Genomic DNA, 18,624 nt, shown 5'->3' on the forward strand with positions numbered 1-18,624 from the left:
ATTCGCGTTGCTTGGGCCGGGGGAAGAGACGTGGCTAGGATCAGGAAGGGCGCGGCCGTATCCGCGCCACAGTTCTTGGAAGACGATCCGTCCACCGGCTACCTGCCGGGGCGCAGATGGCCGGTCATCCGCTACGGTCTGGTCACGCTGCTTGCCTCCGCCATCCTGGTGTTCGCCATCGAATGGATCGTGCGCGGCGACTTCTTCGGCACAGTCGACTTCTTCCTGCAGCCATTCAAGCCGGGCTGGACCACCATCATTGTCTTTGCATTGGTGCTGATGGGACTGGACGCCGTGCTTGGCCGCAGTCACCAGAGCCTGATGATCGTGGCGCCGCTGACGCTGGCGCTGGCCTTTGTCGGGCATCAGAAGTCGCATTATCTCGGCGATCCGCTCTACCCAACCGATTTTCTTTATTCGCGCCAGATCATGGCACTGATGCCGCTCCTGGTGCGCGAGCGGCCTTGGACGGCGCTCGCCATGGCGGTCGGCATCGTCGCCGGCCTGTCGCTGCTGATCTATGGCTGGCGGTTGTGGCGCCGCAAGGTTCCGATCCTCAGCCGCAAAGGGCGGCTGGCGCGGCTGACGCTGGCAGTGCCGCTGCTCGCCTTCTTCGTCTCGATCATGGACTACGCCACCTTCTCATGGACCCGCGACCGGCTGCAGATCATCCCGATCATGTGGGACCAGAAGGAGAACTACGCCTCCAACGGGTTTGCGCTGGCCTTCGCGCTCAACGTGCCGATGGCGCATGTCTCGGCGCCGGCGGGCTATTCCGACAAGGCGATCGACGCGATCGACAGGCCTGCTGTGGCGGCCTCGGTACCGGATGAGAAACCCGACATCATCGTGGTGATGAGCGAATCTTTCTGGGATCCGACCAAGCTGCCCGGCGTCACAATCACGCCTGACCCGATCCCCAATGTGCGGGCGCTGCGTTCCGGCTATATGTTTTCGCCGGAATTCGGCGGCATGACCGCCAACATCGAATTCGAGGCGCTGACCGGCTTTTCCAATGCCTTCCTGCCGGCAGGCTCGATCCCCTACCAGCAATATGTGCGCACGCCGACGCCGTCGCTGGCGACCTTCCTGAAAAGCGAGGGCTACCGGGCGCGCGCCATCCATCCGGGCACCAACTGGTTCTGGAACAGAGGCGCCGTCTATGCCGATTTCGGTTTCAACGATTTCCGCTCGGAAGAGACGCTGCCGCCACTGGAAAAGCGCGGGCCGCTGGCTTCCGATGCGTCGATGACCGACGAGATCATCGCAGAGGCCGACGCCAGCGAGCGGCCGGTGTTCTTCTTCGCCGTCAGCCTGCAGAACCACGGTCCCTACGAGCCGTACCGCTATTACAATCCGACCCACAAGGTCGCGGCGCCGATCAGCACATGGGCGCGGGAATCGCTGCTCAGCTATGCCGAAGGCTCCGCCGATGCCGACCGTGGCCTCGAACGATTGATCGAATGGGCGAAGAAGCGCGAGCGGCCGACGGTCATCGCCTTCTTCGGCGACCATCTGCCGCCGCTCGGCCCCGTCTATGTCGAAACCGGTTACCTGAAGGACAATGTCGCGCCGCGCAAGGAACCGACGCCGGAGGCGGCACTGGAGCATCATCAGACGCCGCTGGTCATCTGGTCTAACCGCACCGGTCCGGCGCAGGATATGGGCGCGGTGAGCCCGGCCTTCCTGCCCTACCATATCCTTACCACGGCCGGGATCACGCACCCCTACTATACCGGCTTCTTAGGCGCGCTGCGCGAACGCTATCGCGTCGTGGATCGCAATCTGCTTCTGACACCGTCAGGTGAGGCCACGGCGGACTGGGCGCGGCAGAAGGACATCGATCCGGCGATCAACGATTTCCGCCTGCTGCAATACGATATGATGTTCGGCAAGCGTAAGGCGGCTCCGGACTTCTTCCCCGAAACGATCAACGGTCGTACCCCGCATACGAGTTGATGCCTGGTCTTTTCCAACCCTGCGACGCCAGGACGCTGTCCGGAGCATGCGTTACCCTTGCCTTCCAGCCAAATTGCTAATATAGACGCCCGCAATCTGCCGGTCCTTGCTGGGGGCTGAACGGAGGGCCGGAGGTTTTACCCAAAACCTTCGTGTGAAGCCAGAAGCGCTTCCGCCTCCCGTGTCTCCGCTCTCGACCGTCTCGAAATGCTCCTTTCTTCCTCGCCCCCTCGGGACCAGCGGGTCAGAGAAGTTGCAGAGGCTTTTGCCGCGAGGATCCGGGAGAGAAACGAAGAAAGGCACTGAACCACTATGGCTCTATACGAACATGTGTTCCTTGCCCGGCAGGACCTCTCGCAGCAGCAGGTCGATGCGCTTGTCGAACAGTACAAGGGCGTCATCTCCGCAAATGGCGGGTCCGTCGGCCGGGTCGAGAACTGGGGACTGAAGTCCCTCACCTACCGGGTCAACAAGAACCGGAAGGCTTACTACACGCTTATGGACCTCAACTGCCCGCCGGCAGCGCTCAACGAGATGGAGCGCCAGATGGGCCTGTCCGAGGACGTGCTGCGTTTCCTGACCGTCAAGGTCGAGGCGCATGAGGAAGGCCCGTCGGCCATGATGCAGAAGCGCGAAGAGCGCTCGGAACGCGGCGGCTTCGGCGACCGCGACCGTGGTGATCGTGGTCCGCGCTCGTTCGGCGACCGTGATCGCGGCGACCGTGGCGATCGTCCGCCGCGCTCATTTGGCGACGCCGGTGGTGATCGTGGTCCGCGCCGTCCGCGCGAAGGCGTTGAAGGAGGTGCAGAATAATGGTCGACATCAATCAGATCCCGACCCGGCGCCCGTTCCATCGCCGCCGCAAGACCTGCCCGTTCTCCGGCGCCAACGCGCCCAAGATCGACTACAAGGACGTGCGTCTTCTGCAGCGCTACATTTCCGAGCGCGGCAAGATCGTGCCGTCGCGCATCACCGCCGTCAGCCAGAAGAAGCAGCGCGAACTCGCCAAGGCGATCAAGCGCGCCCGCTTCCTCGGCCTGCTGCCCTACGTGGTTCGCTAAGACTTTCGAGCGGGCGGTTCGCCGCCTGCTTCCTTCTCCCACGGCGACGGGCGCCGCAGGGGTAATTTGATGATGCATGTCGTTGTCCCAAAACCGGGACCACTCTTGGCGACATGCATTGAAATCCCGAGTTGAGGTGAAAAGCCTCTAACTGCCGCGACAGGCAGGACAGCGACACCGGCGCCAAGGCGCTCAGAGCTTCCTGACCTGTTCCATTCAATTCGGCGCCGATCCCGCGGTCGGTGCCCAGACGAAGGAACAAAACCATGCAAGTGATTCTTCTCGAACGCGTTTCCCGCCTCGGCCAGATGGGCGATACCGTCAAGGTCAAGGACGGCTTTGCCCGCAACTTCCTCTTGCCGCAGGGCAAGGCGCTGCGCGCCAACGAAGCCAACAAGAAGAAGTTCGAAGGGCAGCGCGCGCAGCTCGAAGCGCGCAACCTCGAGCGCAAGTCGGAAGCCAGCCAGGTTGCCGAAAAGCTCGACGGCAAGAGCTTCATCGCCGTGCGTTCGGCCGGCGAGACAGGCCAGCTCTACGGTTCGGTGTCGACCCGCGACATCGCCGACCTGCTGACCGCCGAAGGGTTCTCGGTCAACCGCAACCAGATCCAGCTCAACCAGCCGATCAAGACCATCGGCGTCACCAATGTGGCGATTGCGCTGCATCCGGAAGTCGAGGTCACCATCAGCCTCAACATCGCCCGCACGGCCGACGAAGCCCAGCGCCAGGCCAAGGGCGAGACGCTGACCACCGCCGAAGCCATCTATGGCGATGACATCAACGACAACGCACGGCCGGAGAACTTCTTCGACCCGAACACCGAGTTCGAAGGCGGCGAAGAAGACAACGCCTGATCCCGCACTGGGCCTGATCGGGAAGCGAGGGAGCAGCGCTCCAATCACTTCCTCGTCATCCAGCCTTTCTGGACCAATGCCCGGGCCTCTCGCCCGGGCATTTTTGTGCCAAATGGAACTTTTCGAACCCCTATATATTGTTGCAGAATTGGTCCGCCAGTCTGACCGTGAGGGGACATTTGGTGATGAATATTCTGTTGAAACGCGTTCTCGACCGCCTGGTGCGTACGGGCAATCTGAAAGTCACCGGCCCGAAGGGCTCGACAGTGGTTTTCGGCGACGGCAGCGGCGAGCCGGTGCATATGCACATCAAGACCGCGCATGCCGAGCGCGCCATTACCTTCGATCCGATGCTGGCGGTGCCGGAAGCCTATATGGACGGCGAACTCGACATCATCGAGGGCGGCGTACTGGGTATGATGCGCATCGCCTTCCAGAACATGGGCAGCGGCGGTATCGACGCCACCTGGTCGAAGGCTATCGAGGGCCTGCGCCACGCCTTTCGCCGCCTGCAGCAGATCAACACCGCATCGCGGGCGCGCCGCAACGTGCAGCGCCACTATGATTTGTCGGGTGACATCTACCGGCTCTTCCTCGACGAGGACATGCAGTATTCCTGCGCCTATTTCGAACAGCCGGACATGACGCTCGACGAGGCGCAGATGGCCAAGAAACGCCATATCGCCGCCAAGCTCAGGCTGAAGGCCGGGCAGACCGTGCTCGATATCGGCTCCGGCTGGGGTGGACTCGGCCTCTATCTCGCCAAGGCTTTCGATGTCGACGTGCAAGGCGTGACGCTGTCGACCGAGCAGCACGGCGTCGCCACCGACCGGGCGCATGCGCAAGGCTTGCAGGACCGCGTGCATTTCGACCTCAAGGACTACCGCGAGCTCAACGAACGCTTCGACCGCATCGTCTCGGTCGGGATGTTCGAGCATGTCGGCGTCAACCACTTCCGCACCTTCTTCGACAAGTCGGCGACGCTGTTGAAGCCCGACGGCGTCATGCTCTTGCACACGATCGGCCGCTCCGGCGTGCCGTGGGCGACCAGCGCCTTCATCCGCAAGTACATTTTTCCGGGCGGCTACATTCCCTCGCTGTCGGAGGTGATGCCGGCGATCGAGAAGTCGGGGCTTGTGGTCACCGACATCGAGATTCTGCGGCTGCACTATGCCGATACGCTGAAGCATTGGGGCCAGCGCTTTGCCGCCAACCGCGACAAGGCCAAGGCCATCTATGACGAGCGCTTCTGCAGGATGTGGGAGTTCTATCTGGCGGCTTCGGAAGCCGCCTTCCGCTGGCAGGATCTGGTGATCTTCCAGATCCAGATCGCCAAGAAGAACGACACGCTGCCAATGACGCGCGACTACATGGCAAAATGTGAAAAGGCGCTCGAAATGCGCGAAATGGGGCATCGTCAGGAGGCGGCGGCCGCCGAGCCTGCTGTCGCCAGGTCTGTGCCTGCCAGGTCCGTTGCTGTCAGGTCCGTTGCGGCCAAGCCAGCGCGCCGTCGCAAGGTGGCGGATCGCGAATAACGCCTCGATTGCGATTGCCGCTTGCCATTGACGGCTCTGACACTGAAAAAGGTCTCGTTCTCGCGAGACCTTTTTTAATGACCTGCCTGCCCACCATCGCCACCACCCTTGTCGAGTTCGCCCGCGCCTCGGTGCTCGCGGCACGCGGAGCCTGAGCGTGGAACTCCCCGCCTCGCTGCGACAAGGCGTCGAGCGCCTGCTCGAAACGATACCGCTGGCGGTGCTGCGCCAGGCGGCGAAGACGCTGTCTGACCGCTACCGCGCCGAATTGCGCGACGGCCGCCTGCACATGGCCGAAGAGATGGCGGTAAAAGCCTATCTGGCGACGCGGCTGCCGGCGACCTACGCGGCGGTACGGGCCGGTCTCGACGAACTCGCCTATGCGCGGCCCGATTTCCAGCCAACGAGCCTGCTCGATGTCGGCGCCGGTCCTGGCACGGTGCTTTGGGCCACTACAGACCTGTGGCCCGACCTCGAAGAGGCGGTTCTGGTTGAAGCAAGCGCCGCGGTGCGCAAGGTTGGCCAGTCGCTCGCCCTTGATACCATCGCCACCAGGATGGACTGGCGCGCCGGCGACGTGACCATCGACCTTGCCGATCTCAAGCCTGCCGATCTGGTCACCTGCGCCTATGTGCTGGACGAGATCGCGCCGGCATCGCTGCCGAAGCTTGTCGGCCGGCTCTGGCAGTTGACCGGCGACACACTGCTGATCGTCGAGCCCGGCACACCGGCCGGCTGGCAGCGCATCCTGGCAGTGCGCAGGCAATTGCTGGAGGCCGGGGCGCATGTGCTGGCGCCTTGTCCGCATGAGGCGCCCTGCCCGCTTGAGCCCCCCGACTGGTGTCATTTTTCGCGCCGCGTCGCCCGCTCGCGCCTGCATCGCCTGGCCAAGGACGCCGACGTGCCGTGGGAGGACGAGAAATTCATCTACGTCGCGGCTTCGCGGCAACCCGCGCCTGCACGTCAGCCGCGCGTGATTGCGCCGCCGAAATCGGGCTCCGGCAAGGTGCTGCTCAAACTGTGCCAGCCGGATGGCGGCGCCGGCGAGACACTTTTCACCAAGCGCGAGGGCGAGTTGTTCAAGGCAGCGCGGCGGCTGGACTGGGGCGATACATTGGACGGAAGAAGCGGATAATCACCGAGATTGTTCTTGCTCTGTTCCAACGACTCGGATAAAAGTCAGCGCCTTTCTGAGTCAACCGGAATCGGGGCGCGGAAACACTCTTCTGTGGACGGTTTGCCGCCCCTGTGAACAAACGGGGCATCAAGGTTGATTGGTCGTGCGGTGATGCAGAAAGGTCAGCACCGATTTATCTCGTTCTGATATCGAGAAGCCGGGATCAAAATCGGGGACATCATGGCAGAGGCAGCGCGAAAATTCGGCGTGGCGGAGCAGCAACCGCTTTATCGTGAAGCGCCGAACAACATCGAGGCCGAACAGGCGCTGCTCGGCGCCATCCTCGTCAACAACGATGCCTTCTACCGCGTCTCCGACTTCCTCAAGGCCGGCCATTTCTACGAGCCGCTGCACCGGAAAATCTTCGAGGTCGCGGCCGAGCTCATCCGCATGGGCAAGGTGGCGACGCCGATCACGCTGAAAACCTTCCTGCCGGCCGACGAGAAGGTCGGCGACATGACGGTGGCGCAATATGTGGTTCGTCTGGCGGTCGAAGCCGTCACCGTCGTCAACGCCACAGACTATGGCCGCGCCATCTACGATCTGGCCACGCGCCGGGCACTGATCACCGTCGGCGAGGACATGGTCAACATCGCCTATGACGCGCCGGTCGACATGGCGCCGTCCGAACAGATCGAGGATGCCGAGCGGCGGCTGTTCGAACTGGCCGAAACCGGCCGCTACGACGGCGGCTTCGAGAGCTTCACCGACGCGGTCAAGACCGCCGTCGACATGGCCAACGCCGCCTATATGCGCGACGGCCATTTGTCGGGCCTCGCCACCGGCATGCGCGATCTCGACCGCCGCATGGGTGGCCTGCAGGCGTCGGATCTGATCATCATTGCCGGCCGTCCGGGCATGGGCAAGACATCGCTAGCCACCAACATCGCCTTCAACATCGCCGAGATGTATGAGCCGGCGCAACAGGCCGACGGCTCGTTCAAGGCAGCCAATGGCGGCGTCGTCGGCTTCTTCTCACTGGAAATGTCGTCCGAGCAGCTCGCCACCCGCATCATTTCCGAACAGACGGAAATTTCGTCGTCAAAAATCCGCCGCGGCGAGATTTCAGAGATGGATTTCGAAAAGCTGGTCGCCTGCTCGCAGACCATGCAGAAGATCCCGCTGTTCATCGACCAGACCGGCGGTATCTCGATCGCGCAGCTGTCGGCGCGGGCGCGGCGGCTGAAGCGTCAGCGCGGCCTCGACCTCATCGTCATCGACTATATCCAGCTGATGCAGGGGTCGAGCGCGAAATCGTCGCAGAACCGGGTGCAGGAAATCACCGAGATCACCACCGGCCTCAAGGCGCTGGCCAAGGAACTCTCCGTTCCGATCATCGCGCTGTCGCAGCTGTCGCGTCAGGTCGAAAGCCGCGAAGACAAACGCCCCCAGCTGTCCGATCTTCGCGAATCCGGCTCGATCGAGCAGGACGCCGACGTGGTGATGTTCGTCTACCGCGAGGAATATTATCTGAAGAACCGCGAACCGAAGCCCGGCACCGACGAATACATCAAGTGGGAACACGAGATGAACGAGATGCGCGGCAAGGCCGAAGTCATCGTCGCCAAGCAGCGCCACGGCCCGACAGGTTCGGTGAGCCTCGCCTTCCATGGCGAGTTCACACGGTTTTCCGACCTCGCCGAAGAGCATCATATTGCGGAGAGGTTCGAGTAGCTTTTTGGCCTACCGCAGCGCTCCGTCACACCCCCCTCTGGCCTGCCGGCCATCTCCCCCGCAAGGGGGGAGATCAGCAGCTTTGCGGATGGCGCTCATCTTGCGACGTTGGCGATTGGCGAAAGCAGCGACGATAGCCAATCTCCCCCCTTGCGGGGGAGATGTCCGGCAGGACAGAGAGGGGTGTGCAGGATCACCCTCCTTCGGTCATTTGCAGGCAGCATCACTCCATGGCTAAATCGCGCGTCCAGTTCATCTGCCAGAATTGCGGGTCGGTGCATCAGCGCTGGGCCGGTAAATGCGATGCCTGCGGCGAGTGGAACACACTCGTCGAGGAAGGCACGTCCGGCGGCATCGGCTCGGGACCGGCCAACACGCGAAATGCGCGCAAGGGCCGCGCCGTGGTGCTGACCAGCCTGTCCGGTGACATCGAGGATGCGCCGCGGATCATCTCCGGCATTGGCGAACTCGACCGCGCCACCGGCGGCGGTTTCGTGCGCGGCTCGGCGCTGCTGGTCGGCGGCGATCCCGGCATCGGCAAGTCGACGCTGCTTACCCAGGCCGCAGCAGCATTGGCGTCAAAAGGCCACCGCATCGTCTATGTCTCGGGCGAAGAGGCTGTCGCGCAGATCCGGCTGCGGGCGCAGCGGCTTGGCGTCGCCGACACGCCGGTCGAACTTGCCGCCGAGACCAATGTCGAGGATATCCTGGCAACAATAGCCGATGGCAGAAGGCCGGACCTCGTCATCCTCGATTCCATCCAGACGCTGTGGACCGACATGGCCGACTCGGCGCCCGGCACCGTCACCCAGGTGCGCGCCTCGGCGCAAGCGATGATCCGCTACGCCAAATCCACCGGTGCTGCCATCGTGCTGGTCGGCCATGTCACCAAGGAAGGCCAGATCGCCGGTCCGCGCGTCGTCGAGCACATGGTCGACGCCGTTCTCTATTTCGAAGGCGAAGGCGGCCATCACTACCGCATCCTGCGCACGGTGAAGAACCGTTTTGGGCCGACCGACGAGATCGGCGTCTTCGAGATGTCGGACAAGGGCTTGCGCGAGGTCGCCAATCCGTCGGAGCTGTTCCTCGGCGAACGCCACGCAAAATCGCCGGGTGCCGCGGTATTTGCCGGCATGGAAGGCACACGTCCGGTGCTGGTCGAGATCCAGGCGCTGGTGGCGCCGTCCACATTGGGCACGCCGCGCCGTGCCGTCGTCGGCTGGGACGGCGCACGGCTGTCGATGATCCTTGCCGTGCTCGAAGCCCATTGCGGCGTGCGCTTCGGCACCCACGATGTCTACCTCAACGTCGCCGGCGGCTACCGGATTTCCGAGCCGGCGGCCGATCTGGCGGTTGCCGCTGCACTGGTTTCGTCGCTCACCGGTCTTGCCCTTCCCGCCGATTGCGTCTATTTCGGCGAAATCAGCCTGTCGGGCGCAGTGAGGCCGGTTGCGCATGCGCAGCAGCGCCTTAAAGAGGCCGAAAAGCTGGGTTTTGGAAGTGCGGTTCTGCCCTTGGGCAGCGAGGAGGTTGTCGGGGGGATCGGGGCCGGCGCTTTCCAGCCGACCGAACTTGCCGATCTCGTCGCGCGGATAGCCGGCTCACGGCGCAGCCGTGTCGACGTGGAAGATTGACGCGGCTCGCCCGAGCCGTGAAAAGACAATCTGAGTGGGGCGAAAGACATGCCGATTACGCTGCTGGACGGAATTCTCGTCGGCTTCACCCTGGTCTCGGCGATGCTCGCCATGGTTCGCGGCCTGTCACGCGAAATCCTGTCCGTCGTGTCCTGGGCGGCTGCCGCCGCGGCGGCATTCTTCTTCTACAAGCCGGTGCTGCCTTACGTTCAGCCCTATGTCGAAAGCGACAAGATCGCCATGGCGGCATCCGCCGGCATCGTCTTCCTCATCGCGCTGATCGTCGTTTCCGTCATCACCATGAAGCTAGCCGACTGGATCATCGATTCCAGGATCGGCGCGCTCGACCGTACGCTGGGCTTCCTCTATGGAGCCGCGCGCGGCGTCCTCGTCGTCGCCGTGGCGCTGCTGTTCTTCAACTGGCTGGCCGGCGCCAAGGCGCCTGCCTGGATCGCCAACGCCAAGTCGAAGCCGCTGCTCGAGACCATCGGCGCCAAGCTGGAAAGCCTGCTGCCCGAAGATCCGGAAAACGCCATCCTGAAGAAGCTCAATCCGAATCAGCCGGCAGCCGAGACGCCTCTGGCGGCCGGTGCACCGGCGGCAGATGCTCCGGCAACCGGTGACGATACGCCGGCGCCCGACGACGAGACCGACGCTCCGGCCGATAACGCACCCGCTGCTCCGGCTCCGGCCCCAGCCGCGCCGGCAAACTGATACGGACGGATGGTGCCTGACAGGCGCCATCCCGGCAGTTCCGGCCTGACTATGGTGTGAACGGCGCACGACGTGCGTTGCTTTCGCGGTGCTATCGCACTATATGGCCATTTTAGCGGAGCTTGAGCCCCATGGCAGTTTCGAAGGCAGACGCGGACGACGTGCTTTCCGCCGAAGCAGACGATCATTTCCACGACGAATGCGGGGTGTTCGGCATTTTCGGCCGGCAGGACGCTGCGGCCATCGTAACGCTAGGCCTGCATGCGCTGCAGCATCGCGGCCAGGAAGCGGCCGGCATCGTCTCCTATGACGGCACGCAGTTCCATGTCGAACGCCATGTCGGCCTGATCGGCGACACCTTCACCAAGCAGCACGTCATCGACAGCCTGCAAGGCAACCGTGCCATCGGCCACACGCGCTATGCCACGACCGGCGGCGCCGGCATGCGCAACATCCAGCCCTTCTTCGCCGAACTCGCCGATGGCGGCTTTGCCGTCGCCCATAACGGCAATCTCACCAACGCCATGACCGTGCAGCGCGCGCTGCAGAAGCAGGGCGCGATCTTCTCGTCGACCTCCGACACCGAGACGCTGCTGCATCTCGTTGCCACCAGTAAGGAACGCGATTTGAATTCGCGCTTCATCGACGCCGTGCGTCAGGTCGAAGGCGCTTTCTCGCTGGTCGCGATGACCTCCAAGAAGATGATCGGCTGCCGCGATCCGCTCGGCATCCGCCCGCTGGTGCTCGGCGACCTCGACGGCGCCTGGATCCTGGCCTCCGAAACCTGCGCGCTCGACATTATCGGCGCCCGCTTCGTGCGCGACCTGAAGCCCGGCGAAATGGTCGTGGTGACCTCGAAGGGCATCGAGAGCCTGTTCCCCTTCGAGCCGCAGAAGACCCGCTTCTGCATCTTCGAATATGTCTATTTCGCCCGCCCGGACTCCTCGGTCGAAGGCCGCAATGTCTACGAAGTGCGCAAGCGTATCGGCGCCGAATTGGCGCAGGAAAGCCCGGTCGAGGCCGATATCGTCGTGCCGGTGCCGGATTCCGGCACGCCGGCGGCAATCGGCTTCTCCCAGGCGGCAGGCATCCCCTTCGAACTCGGTATCATCCGCAACCACTATGTCGGCCGAACCTTCATCCAGCCCGGCGATTCGATCCGCCATATGGGCGTCAAGCTCAAGCACAACGCCAACCGCCGGATGATCGAGGGCAAGCGCGTGGTGTTGGTCGACGATTCGATCGTGCGCGGCACCACCAGCCAGAAGATCGTGCAGATGGTGCGCGACGCCGGCGCCAAGGAAGTGCATATGCGCATCGCCTCGCCGCCGACCAGCGCGTCGTGCTTCTACGGCGTCGACACGCCGGAGAAGTCGAAGCTTTTGGCATCGCGCATGTCGATCGAGGAAATGGCCGAGTTCATCCGTGTCGATTCGCTCGGCTTCCTCACCATTGACGGGCTCTACCGCGCCGTCGGCGAAGCCAGCCGCGACAATGAGCAGCCGCAATTCTGCGACGCCTGTTTCACCGGCCAGTACCCGACCCGCCTGCTCGACTTCGAAGGCCACGACAATGTGCGCACGCTGTCGCTGCTGGCGAACAACGGGGCGTAAAGCCCAACTGCTATCCTTGAAAGCGCTCGCATGACCCTCGACCTCTCCGGCCGCGTCGCGGTCGTTACCGGCGCCTCGCGCGGCATCGGCTACTTCATCGCCAAGGAACTTGCCGCCGCCGGCGCGCATGTCATTGCGGTAGCCCGGACCGTCGGCGGGCTGGAAGAACTCGACGACCAGATCAAGGCCGAGCGCGCGAAAACCGGCAAGGGCGAAGCGACGTTGGTGCCTCTCGACCTCTCAGACATGGCCGGCATCGACCGGCTGGGCGGCGCCATTCACGAGCGCTGGGGCAAGCTCGACATTCTGGTGGCCAATGCCGGTGTGCTCGGCGTCATCTCGCCGATCGGCCATGTCGAGGCCAAAACCTTCGAGAAGGTTATGACCATCAATGTCACCTCGACCTGGCGGCTGATCCGCTCGGTCGACCCGCTGCTCAGGCTGTCCGACGCCGGCCGCGCCATTCTCATCTCGTCCGGGGCCGCGCATTCGGCGCGCGCCTTCTGGGCGCCCTATGCGGCGTCGAAGGCGGCTGTGGAAGCCATGACGCGTTCCTGGGCGCATGAGACGCAGAGCCTGGCGCTCCGCATCAATGCCGTCGACCCCGGCGCCACCCGCACCGCCATGCGTGCACAGGCCGCGCCCGGCGAGGATCCGGAAACGCTGCCGCACCCCTCAGAGGTGGCAAAACGCATCGTGCCGCTGGCGAGCCCCGAGCTGAAAGAGACGGGGCTGATCTTCCAGGTCAAGAACAACCGCTTCGTCGCCTACCGGCAGCCGGAATAAACCGGGTTGTAGCGGGATTAAACAGGCCTCCAGTTACGTTTCTTCGAATGTAGGACATTCGAAACCGGAGGACCGACATGCGTAGACTTCTTCTCGTTGCCGCCGCCGCGATTGCCGCCACAGCTGGCGTGGCGCTGGCGCAAGACGCCAAGATAAGTTTCTTCGTCACCAGCGTCGGTTCCGGCAAAGGCGCCGATCTCGGCGGTCTCAAGGGTGCCGACGCGCATTGCGCCTCGCTGGCGGAAGCGGCTGGGGTTACCGGCAAGGAATGGCACGCCTATCTCTCGAGCGCCAATGTCGATGCGCGCGACCGTATCGGCAAGGGTCCCTGGGTCAACGCCAAGGGCGAGAAGATTGCCGATGACGTCGCCTCGCTGCACAGCGACGCCAACGCCATCACCAAGCAGACGGCGCTCAACGAAAAGGGCGAGGTGGTCAACGGCCGCGGCGACAAGCCGAACCGGCACGACATATTGACCGGCTCGAAGCCCGACGGCACCAAGCTCGCCGACCAGACCTGCGGCGACTGGACCTTGAGCGGGGCGGAGGGCGCGGCGATGATGGGCCACCACGACCGCACCGGCCTTGACGAGTCGGCGGCGGCGAAATCCTGGAACTCCTCGCATGCCTCGCGCGGCGGCTGCAGCCAGGAGGCGCTGAAAGGCACCGGCGGCGACGGCCTGTTCTACTGCTTTGCCGCGAACTAAGCGGGCTCGGGAGCGGTTCTGTTCACGGGTCTGTGATGGTCCGGCGAGCCGCTCCCCCATCGCCCTGCTTTCGCCATCAGCCGGGAGTTGCTAGGGTCAACCGACTCCGACACCCAGCAAAGCGAGGAATTCCCATGGCTGCTCCCAGCGTAGCATTGGTCTGGTACCTGGTGATCGCCGGCCCGCAAGGCGGCATGGTAGTGCTGCCCAGCACCTTCGACACCCGCGAACAGTGCACAAACGCGATTACCGAATACCAGAAGCAGCCGACGCCGGCCGGCTGGGCGGTCAACTGCGTGCCGAGCGCCTCGCCTTTCACCGATGAGGGTGATGCGGAAGAGCCGGCGGCGCAGTAGCGCAATCTCCCCCCTCGAGGGGGAGATGGCCGGCAGGCCAGAGGGGGTCGCCTCGCGTAGAGTGCCAACCTCCTTCCGCACAAAGGGCGTCGCGTCCAGTCGGCCCGACCCCCTCTGTCGCCTTCGGCGACATCTCCCCCTCAAGGGGGGAGATCAGGCGCGCGCCTTCACCGTCAGCTCCGGCTTGCTGTTGATGGTCTGGAAGACCACGCAATAGCGTTCCGTCAGCTTGATCAGCGCGTCGATGCGATCCTGCGGCTCATCCGTGTCGAGGTTGAAATTCAACCGGATGGCGCGAAAGCCCACGGGGGCGTCCTTGGCCACGCCCAGCGTGCCGCGAAAGTCGAGATCGCCTTCGGCCTCGACGGTGGCTGCGCCGAGTTTGAACTCTAGTGCGGTGGCCACCGCCTTCAGCGTCACCCCGGCGCACGCCACCAGCGCCTCGAGCAGCATGTCGCCCGAACACAATTCGAGCCCGGAACCGCCGGTCGCCGGATGCAGGCCGGCGACCGCCAGCGCCCTGCCCGTCTCGACCTTGCAGGCAATCGACTGGTCGTCGATGGAGCCTTTGGCGCGAAGCGTGATCAGCGCTCGCGAGGAATCGTCGCGATAAGCCTCCTTGATCGGTGCCTGCATGGCCTTGAGTGCGGTGGCGTCCATGTTGCATTCCTTTTCGAGTCCGTCGCGCTTTGATAGCACTGATATGCCAGCGAGACAGCGCCCCCCTCTGGCCCGGCCACCTCCCCACAGGGGGGAGATCTGCAGCTTCGCCGATGGCGCTTTCTACGCCGGCGATTAGCGAAGGCGGTCGCGACATCCAATCTCCACCCCTGTGGGGGGAGATGTCCGGCAGGACAGAGGGGGCTGAAGGAATGCTACCTCACGAAGAGTTACTTTGACTTCGACCGCCCCAGCCATACCTAAGCAGAGTCATTCCCGCGGAGACATCATGCCGTTCAAGCTGAAACTGATCTCGCTTACCCTGTTGGTGCTTGCAGCCTTCGCGCAGCCAGTCCTCCCCGAAACGCCCGAGCGCCCCGCCCCTGCCGGCGGCGTGCTGTCGCTGCTGCCGGCACCGCAGACGACCAGCCATTCAATCACCATTGCCGGGCGCAAGCTGGACTATCAGGCTAAGGCCGGCACGCTGTCGCTGCTATCCGGCAAGGGCGAGGTCACCGCGGAAATCTTCTATGTCGCCTATACGCTGCCGCCACTGGCGGGCGCGGAGAAGGCTCGCCCCATCACCTTCGTCTTCAATGGCGGCCCGGGCGCGGCATCCGCCTATCTGCATCTCGGCGCACTCGGCCCGCGTGTCGTCGCGACCGGCGCCGATGGCCAATTCCTGCCGCCGCCGCAAAAGCTGATCGACAATCCCGACAGTTGGCTCGACATGACCGACCTCGTCTTCGTCGATCCGGTCGGCACCGGCTACAGCCGCGAGGCCCCCGGCCAGGACACGAAAGATTTTTGGGGCGTCAGCCAGGACGCCAGTTCGATCGGCGCTTTCATCCGGCTCTATCTCGCCCAGAACGGCCGCACCGGATCGCCGCTCTTCCTCGCCGGCGAAAGCTATGGCGGGTTCCGCGCGGCACTTCTCGCCAGGACCCTGCAGGAAGATGTCGGCCTGAGCCCCAACGGCATCGTACTGATCTCGCCTGCACTGGAGTTCACGCTGGTGCTGCCCGACGAATTCCAGCCACTGCATTGGGCGCTGGAACTGCCCTCGCTGGCGGCGGTGCGCCTGCGCAGCGAAGGCCTCAGCGGCGAAGCACTGCGCGAAAAGCTCGCCGAGGTCGAAAAGTATGCGCTGGGCGACTACCTCACGGCTCTGACCGGCGGGCTGGAACAGGGCGGGCGGCTGGCCAGCCAGCGCGTGGCCGAGATCACCGGCCTGCCGCTCGACCTCGTGCAGCGCAATTTCGCCCGCATCCCGACCGGCCTGTTCGCGCGCGAATTCCAGCGCGCCAGTGGCAAAGTGCTCAGCCCGTATGACGGCACCATCGCCACCAGCGACATCGCCCCGGAGAGCGCCCGCAGCGCCGGCCCGGATCCGGTGCTCGACCGCAGCGTGCCGGCGCTGACCTCGGCCTTTGTCGGTTATGCGCGCGACGAGCTGAATTTTCGCACCGATGTCAGCTACAGGTTGCTCAATGGCGATGTGACCCACGCCTGGGACTATGGCGGCTCGCGGCAAGGCTATGCCGGGGTGATGGACGATCTGCAGCGGGCGCGCTCGCTCAACCCGGGGCTCGGCGTGGTGATCGTCAACGGCGACACCGATCTGGTCACTCCCTATCTGGCCTCACGCTATCTGGTGAGCCAAATCCCGACGCTGGGCGGGGCAAAACCCATCCGTCTCGACGTCGTCGAAGGCGGCCACATGATGTATCTCAGGCCGGGCGGCCGGCGCGCCCTGAAGGAGGCCGCTTCGGAGCTCTACCAGGCAACACAGTGACGGCGTGCCCACGCTGTCGGCCAGGCTGCGCCAACGCAAGCTTGCCAGTGGCGTAGCGCCCCGCAGGCTTTCGCCCGTATAGCCTGCAATGGGAGCCTGATTGGGGCAGGCTTCTTCTTCGTCCTCTTGACAGCGCCGGACACGCCGCATGGCCGATATTGCCATTCTGGAAACCCGCGAAAGGGTGCTTGCCGGCATCCTGTTCACCGGCTGCGCCTATTTCCTGTTTTCGACGCAGGACGCCGCGATCAAGCTTCTGGTCGTCGGCATCAGCGTCTGGCAGATCATGTTCTTCCGCTCGATCGCTGTGCTTATCGGCTGTGCTGCAATCGGCGGACCGCCCATCTTTGCCGACACAATGCGCTCGCCCATCGTGCGGCCGATGCTGGTGCGCAGCGCCTTCACGCTCGGCGCCTGGCTCTGCTACTACAACGCGGCCCGCTCCCTGCAGCTGGCCGAACTCACCACCATCTATTACGCCGCCCCGATCATCGTCACCGTGCTGTCGGTGGTGATGCTTGGCGAAAAGGTGCCTCTGTTGCGCTGGCTGGCGGTGTTCATCGGCTTCGTCGGCGTCTTCATCGCCTGTGATCCCACTCGTCTCGGCTTGTCCGTGCCGATGCTCTTGGTACTGGCTGCGGCAGTGCTGTGGGGCATTGCCGTGGTGCTGTTGCGCAAGACGGCGCTGGCCGAGCGCACGCTGATCCAGCTTGTGCTCAACAATTTCTACTTCCTGGTGTTTTCCACGGTGCCGGCGCTGTTGGTCTGGCAGATGCCGGACTGGCGCCAGTTGCTGCTTTTGATCAGCGTCGGCGCGCTCGGCGGCGTGGCGCAATTTATGCTGTTCGAAGGCATGAAGCGGGCGCCGGTGTCGATCGTGGCGCCGTTCGAATACACCTCATTGGTCTGGGCCTTCGGGCTCGGCTTTGCGATCTGGGGCGACGTGCCGCGTCGCGAGGTGTTTCTGGGGGCGGCGTTGATCGTCGGCGCCGGCCTGCTGATCATCGGCAACGAGCATTTCCGCAAGCGGCTATGAGTACCCCGTGCTGACAGCATGGTGGCAGGAGAAGACGGATGGCTGCTGAGATGACGGAAGCGCTCGACGGCCCAGGCACCACAGATACCGCTGCCGAGCGTACGCTCGGCATCATGCTGGTGGCGGCCTCGGCGGCTTTCTTCGCCCTCACCGGCGTGCTGACCAAATCGATCCACGCCGACCCGCTGACCATCACTTGCTGGCGCGGCTTTGTCGGCGCGATCCTGATCACCTTCTATGTGCTGTGGCGCCGGCGCCGCTCCGGCGGGCGGGAAAGCTTGCGGCTTGGCTGGCGCGGCTGGCTGCTGGCCCTCGGGGGCGCCGCGGCCAGCATCGCCTTCATCTCGGCGTTCAAATTCACCTATGTCGCCAATGTCGCGGTCATCTACGCCACCGCGTCTTTCATCACCGCGCTGCTCGCCTTCGTGCTGGTGCGCGAGCCGTTCCGGGCGCAGACGCTTGCCGCCGCCGCCGTTTCGCTGTGCGGCGTAGCGATCGTGGTCGGCTCCGGCTTCGGCAGCGGTCATCTGTTTGGCGATGGGCTCGCGCTGCTGATGACCGCCGGCAGCGCGCTCTACATGATCATGGTGCGCGCCTTCCGCGACACGCCGGTGGTGTGGGCGGGCGCAGTCTCAGCGCTTCTGCTGTTCGTGCTCGGCTGGTTCGTCACCGACCCCTTGGCGATTTCTGCTCGCGACGCCGTGCTGCTCGTCGCCTTCGGAGGATCGTTCGCAGCGGCGTCGATCCTGTGGACCGAAGGCTCGCGGCTGATCCCTGCGCCTGAGTCCGGCCTTCTCGGTGCCGCCGAAGTGCCGTTTGCGATCCTGTTCGCCTTCCTGTTCCTCGGCGAGATCGCGCCGGCCGCCAGCCTGATCGGCGGCGGCATAGTACTGTGCGCGGTTTTCGCCCATGCGGGGCGCGACTGGCTGACCGCGAGAAAAAGTGGCGGCAACCCAATAATTATTTTCCAAGTCATGGAACCATCATGCGGATCAGGCAGTTTTAGGTGCGACGGGTCACCCCCCAAGTCCCCCCAAACCCCTCGACCCGTCCTCCTCAAAGC

16 protein-coding genes and 1 pseudogene are annotated in these 18,624 nt (G+C 64.2%); 16 read left to right on the plus strand and 1 reads right to left on the minus strand.

The window, feature by feature from the left end; genetic code table 11:
• Positions 1-30: 30 nt before the first annotated feature.
• The 13 genes from NKI46_RS04050 (at position 31) to NKI46_RS04110 (ending at position 14,070) form a co-directional block, all read left to right on the plus strand.
• Positions 31-1,959, plus strand: a complete 1,929-nt coding sequence (locus tag NKI46_RS04050) for an LTA synthase family protein (protein WP_352459633.1) — start codon at positions 31-33, stop codon at positions 1,957-1,959.
• A 312-nt stretch (positions 1,960-2,271) separates the two neighbouring features.
• The gene (gene rpsF, locus NKI46_RS04055; RefSeq protein ID WP_023672722.1) at positions 2,272-2,772 is read left to right on the plus strand and encodes a 30S ribosomal protein S6; all 501 of its coding nucleotides are present in this window, start codon (positions 2,272-2,274) and stop codon (positions 2,770-2,772) included.
• Positions 2,772-3,020 (plus strand): 30S ribosomal protein S18, encoded by a 249-nt coding sequence (gene rpsR, locus NKI46_RS04060; protein ID WP_006203718.1) that lies wholly within the window; start codon positions 2,772-2,774, stop codon positions 3,018-3,020. The genes rpsF and rpsR overlap by 1 nt, the downstream gene beginning before the upstream one ends.
• A gap of 266 nt (positions 3,021-3,286) precedes the next feature.
• On the plus strand, positions 3,287-3,874 hold the full coding sequence (gene rplI / locus NKI46_RS04065; RefSeq protein ID WP_023738603.1) for a 50S ribosomal protein L9: 588 nt from the start codon (positions 3,287-3,289) through the stop codon (positions 3,872-3,874).
• 185 nt (positions 3,875-4,059) lie between these two features.
• Positions 4,060-5,409 carry a cyclopropane fatty acid synthase gene (locus NKI46_RS04070; RefSeq protein ID WP_023738602.1) on the plus strand — a complete coding sequence of 450 codons (1,350 nt, stop codon included), beginning with the start codon at positions 4,060-4,062 and terminating at the stop codon, positions 5,407-5,409.
• A gap of 157 nt (positions 5,410-5,566) precedes the next feature.
• On the plus strand, positions 5,567-6,544 hold the full coding sequence (locus NKI46_RS04075; RefSeq protein WP_023738601.1) for a small ribosomal subunit Rsm22 family protein: 978 nt from the start codon (positions 5,567-5,569) through the stop codon (positions 6,542-6,544).
• A 222-nt stretch (positions 6,545-6,766) separates the two neighbouring features.
• Entirely contained in the window at positions 6,767-8,260 is a 1,494-nt protein-coding gene (locus tag NKI46_RS04080; RefSeq protein ID WP_023672717.1) for a replicative DNA helicase, read from the plus strand.
• Between the two features lie 230 nt (positions 8,261-8,490).
• Positions 8,491-9,894: a DNA repair protein RadA gene (radA, locus tag NKI46_RS04085; protein WP_023672716.1), complete on the plus strand. Its 1,404-nt coding sequence runs from the start codon at positions 8,491-8,493 to the stop codon at positions 9,892-9,894.
• Between the two features lie 48 nt (positions 9,895-9,942).
• Entirely contained in the window at positions 9,943-10,608 is a 666-nt protein-coding gene (locus tag NKI46_RS04090) for a CvpA family protein (protein ID WP_352744869.1), read from the plus strand.
• Between the two features lie 131 nt (positions 10,609-10,739).
• The gene (gene purF, locus NKI46_RS04095) at positions 10,740-12,221 is read left to right on the plus strand and encodes an amidophosphoribosyltransferase (RefSeq protein ID WP_023672714.1); all 1,482 of its coding nucleotides are present in this window, start codon (positions 10,740-10,742) and stop codon (positions 12,219-12,221) included.
• A gap of 30 nt (positions 12,222-12,251) precedes the next feature.
• Positions 12,252-13,007 (plus strand): SDR family NAD(P)-dependent oxidoreductase, encoded by a 756-nt coding sequence (locus NKI46_RS04100; RefSeq protein ID WP_352744872.1) that lies wholly within the window; start codon positions 12,252-12,254, stop codon positions 13,005-13,007.
• 77 nt (positions 13,008-13,084) lie between these two features.
• A complete protein-coding gene (locus tag NKI46_RS04105; protein ID WP_023735492.1) occupies positions 13,085-13,714 on the plus strand; it encodes a hypothetical protein in 630 nt (209 codons plus the stop codon).
• Positions 13,715-13,848: 134 nt separating this feature from the next.
• Positions 13,849-14,070, plus strand: coding sequence for a hypothetical protein (locus NKI46_RS04110; RefSeq protein ID WP_023689120.1), 222 nt, complete (start codon positions 13,849-13,851; stop codon positions 14,068-14,070).
• 153 nt (positions 14,071-14,223) lie between these two features.
• Here NKI46_RS04110 and NKI46_RS04115 read toward each other — a convergent pair whose 3' ends face one another.
• Positions 14,224-14,730 carry an OsmC family protein gene (locus tag NKI46_RS04115; RefSeq protein ID WP_023702954.1) on the minus strand — a complete coding sequence of 169 codons (507 nt, stop codon included), beginning with the start codon at positions 14,728-14,730 and terminating at the stop codon, positions 14,224-14,226.
• Between the two features lie 289 nt (positions 14,731-15,019).
• Here NKI46_RS04115 and NKI46_RS04120 point away from each other — a divergent pair, with 289 nt between their 5' ends.
• From NKI46_RS04120 to NKI46_RS04130, 3 genes and pseudogenes are all read left to right on the plus strand, one after another.
• Positions 15,020-16,525: a S10 family peptidase gene (locus NKI46_RS04120; protein ID WP_352744876.1), complete on the plus strand. Its 1,506-nt coding sequence runs from the start codon at positions 15,020-15,022 to the stop codon at positions 16,523-16,525.
• A 148-nt stretch (positions 16,526-16,673) separates the two neighbouring features.
• Positions 16,674-17,561, plus strand: a complete 888-nt coding sequence (locus tag NKI46_RS04125; protein ID WP_023689123.1) for a DMT family transporter — start codon at positions 16,674-16,676, stop codon at positions 17,559-17,561.
• A gap of 50 nt (positions 17,562-17,611) precedes the next feature.
• Positions 17,612-18,499, plus strand: a pseudogene (locus tag NKI46_RS04130) (DMT family transporter); the annotation flags it as partial.
• Positions 18,500-18,624: the final 125 nt, after the last annotated feature.

Origin of the sequence: Mesorhizobium sp. M0615, from assembly GCF_040320805.1 — a bacterium.
Lineage (GTDB): Bacteria > Pseudomonadota > Alphaproteobacteria > Rhizobiales > Rhizobiaceae > Mesorhizobium.

What these genes read in the sequence shown, in the direction of transcription:
- NKI46_RS04070 (WP_023738602.1), top strand. Translation starts at nt 4,060, where the DNA reads ATGAATATTCTGTTGAAACGCGTTCTCGACCGCCTGGTGCGTACGGGC.
- NKI46_RS04105 (WP_023735492.1), top strand. Translation starts at nt 13,085, where the DNA reads ATGCGTAGACTTCTTCTCGTTGCCGCCGCCGCGATTGCCGCCACAGCT.
- NKI46_RS04125 (WP_023689123.1), top strand. Translation starts at nt 16,674, where the DNA reads ATGGCCGATATTGCCATTCTGGAAACCCGCGAAAGGGTGCTTGCCGGC.
- rplI (WP_023738603.1), top strand. Translation starts at nt 3,287, where the DNA reads ATGCAAGTGATTCTTCTCGAACGCGTTTCCCGCCTCGGCCAGATGGGC.
- NKI46_RS04120 (WP_352744876.1), top strand. Translation starts at nt 15,020, where the DNA reads ATGCCGTTCAAGCTGAAACTGATCTCGCTTACCCTGTTGGTGCTTGCA.
- NKI46_RS04110 (WP_023689120.1), top strand. Translation starts at nt 13,849, where the DNA reads ATGGCTGCTCCCAGCGTAGCATTGGTCTGGTACCTGGTGATCGCCGGC.
- NKI46_RS04100 (WP_352744872.1), top strand. Translation starts at nt 12,252, where the DNA reads ATGACCCTCGACCTCTCCGGCCGCGTCGCGGTCGTTACCGGCGCCTCG.
- radA (WP_023672716.1), top strand. Translation starts at nt 8,491, where the DNA reads ATGGCTAAATCGCGCGTCCAGTTCATCTGCCAGAATTGCGGGTCGGTG.
- NKI46_RS04080 (WP_023672717.1), top strand. Translation starts at nt 6,767, where the DNA reads ATGGCAGAGGCAGCGCGAAAATTCGGCGTGGCGGAGCAGCAACCGCTT.
- rpsF (WP_023672722.1), top strand. Translation starts at nt 2,272, where the DNA reads ATGGCTCTATACGAACATGTGTTCCTTGCCCGGCAGGACCTCTCGCAG.
- NKI46_RS04090 (WP_352744869.1), top strand. Translation starts at nt 9,943, where the DNA reads ATGCCGATTACGCTGCTGGACGGAATTCTCGTCGGCTTCACCCTGGTC.
- NKI46_RS04115 (WP_023702954.1), bottom strand. Translation starts at nt 14,730, where the DNA reads ATGGACGCCACCGCACTCAAGGCCATGCAGGCACCGATCAAGGAGGCT.
- rpsR (WP_006203718.1), top strand. Translation starts at nt 2,772, where the DNA reads ATGGTCGACATCAATCAGATCCCGACCCGGCGCCCGTTCCATCGCCGC.
- purF (WP_023672714.1), top strand. Translation starts at nt 10,740, where the DNA reads ATGGCAGTTTCGAAGGCAGACGCGGACGACGTGCTTTCCGCCGAAGCA.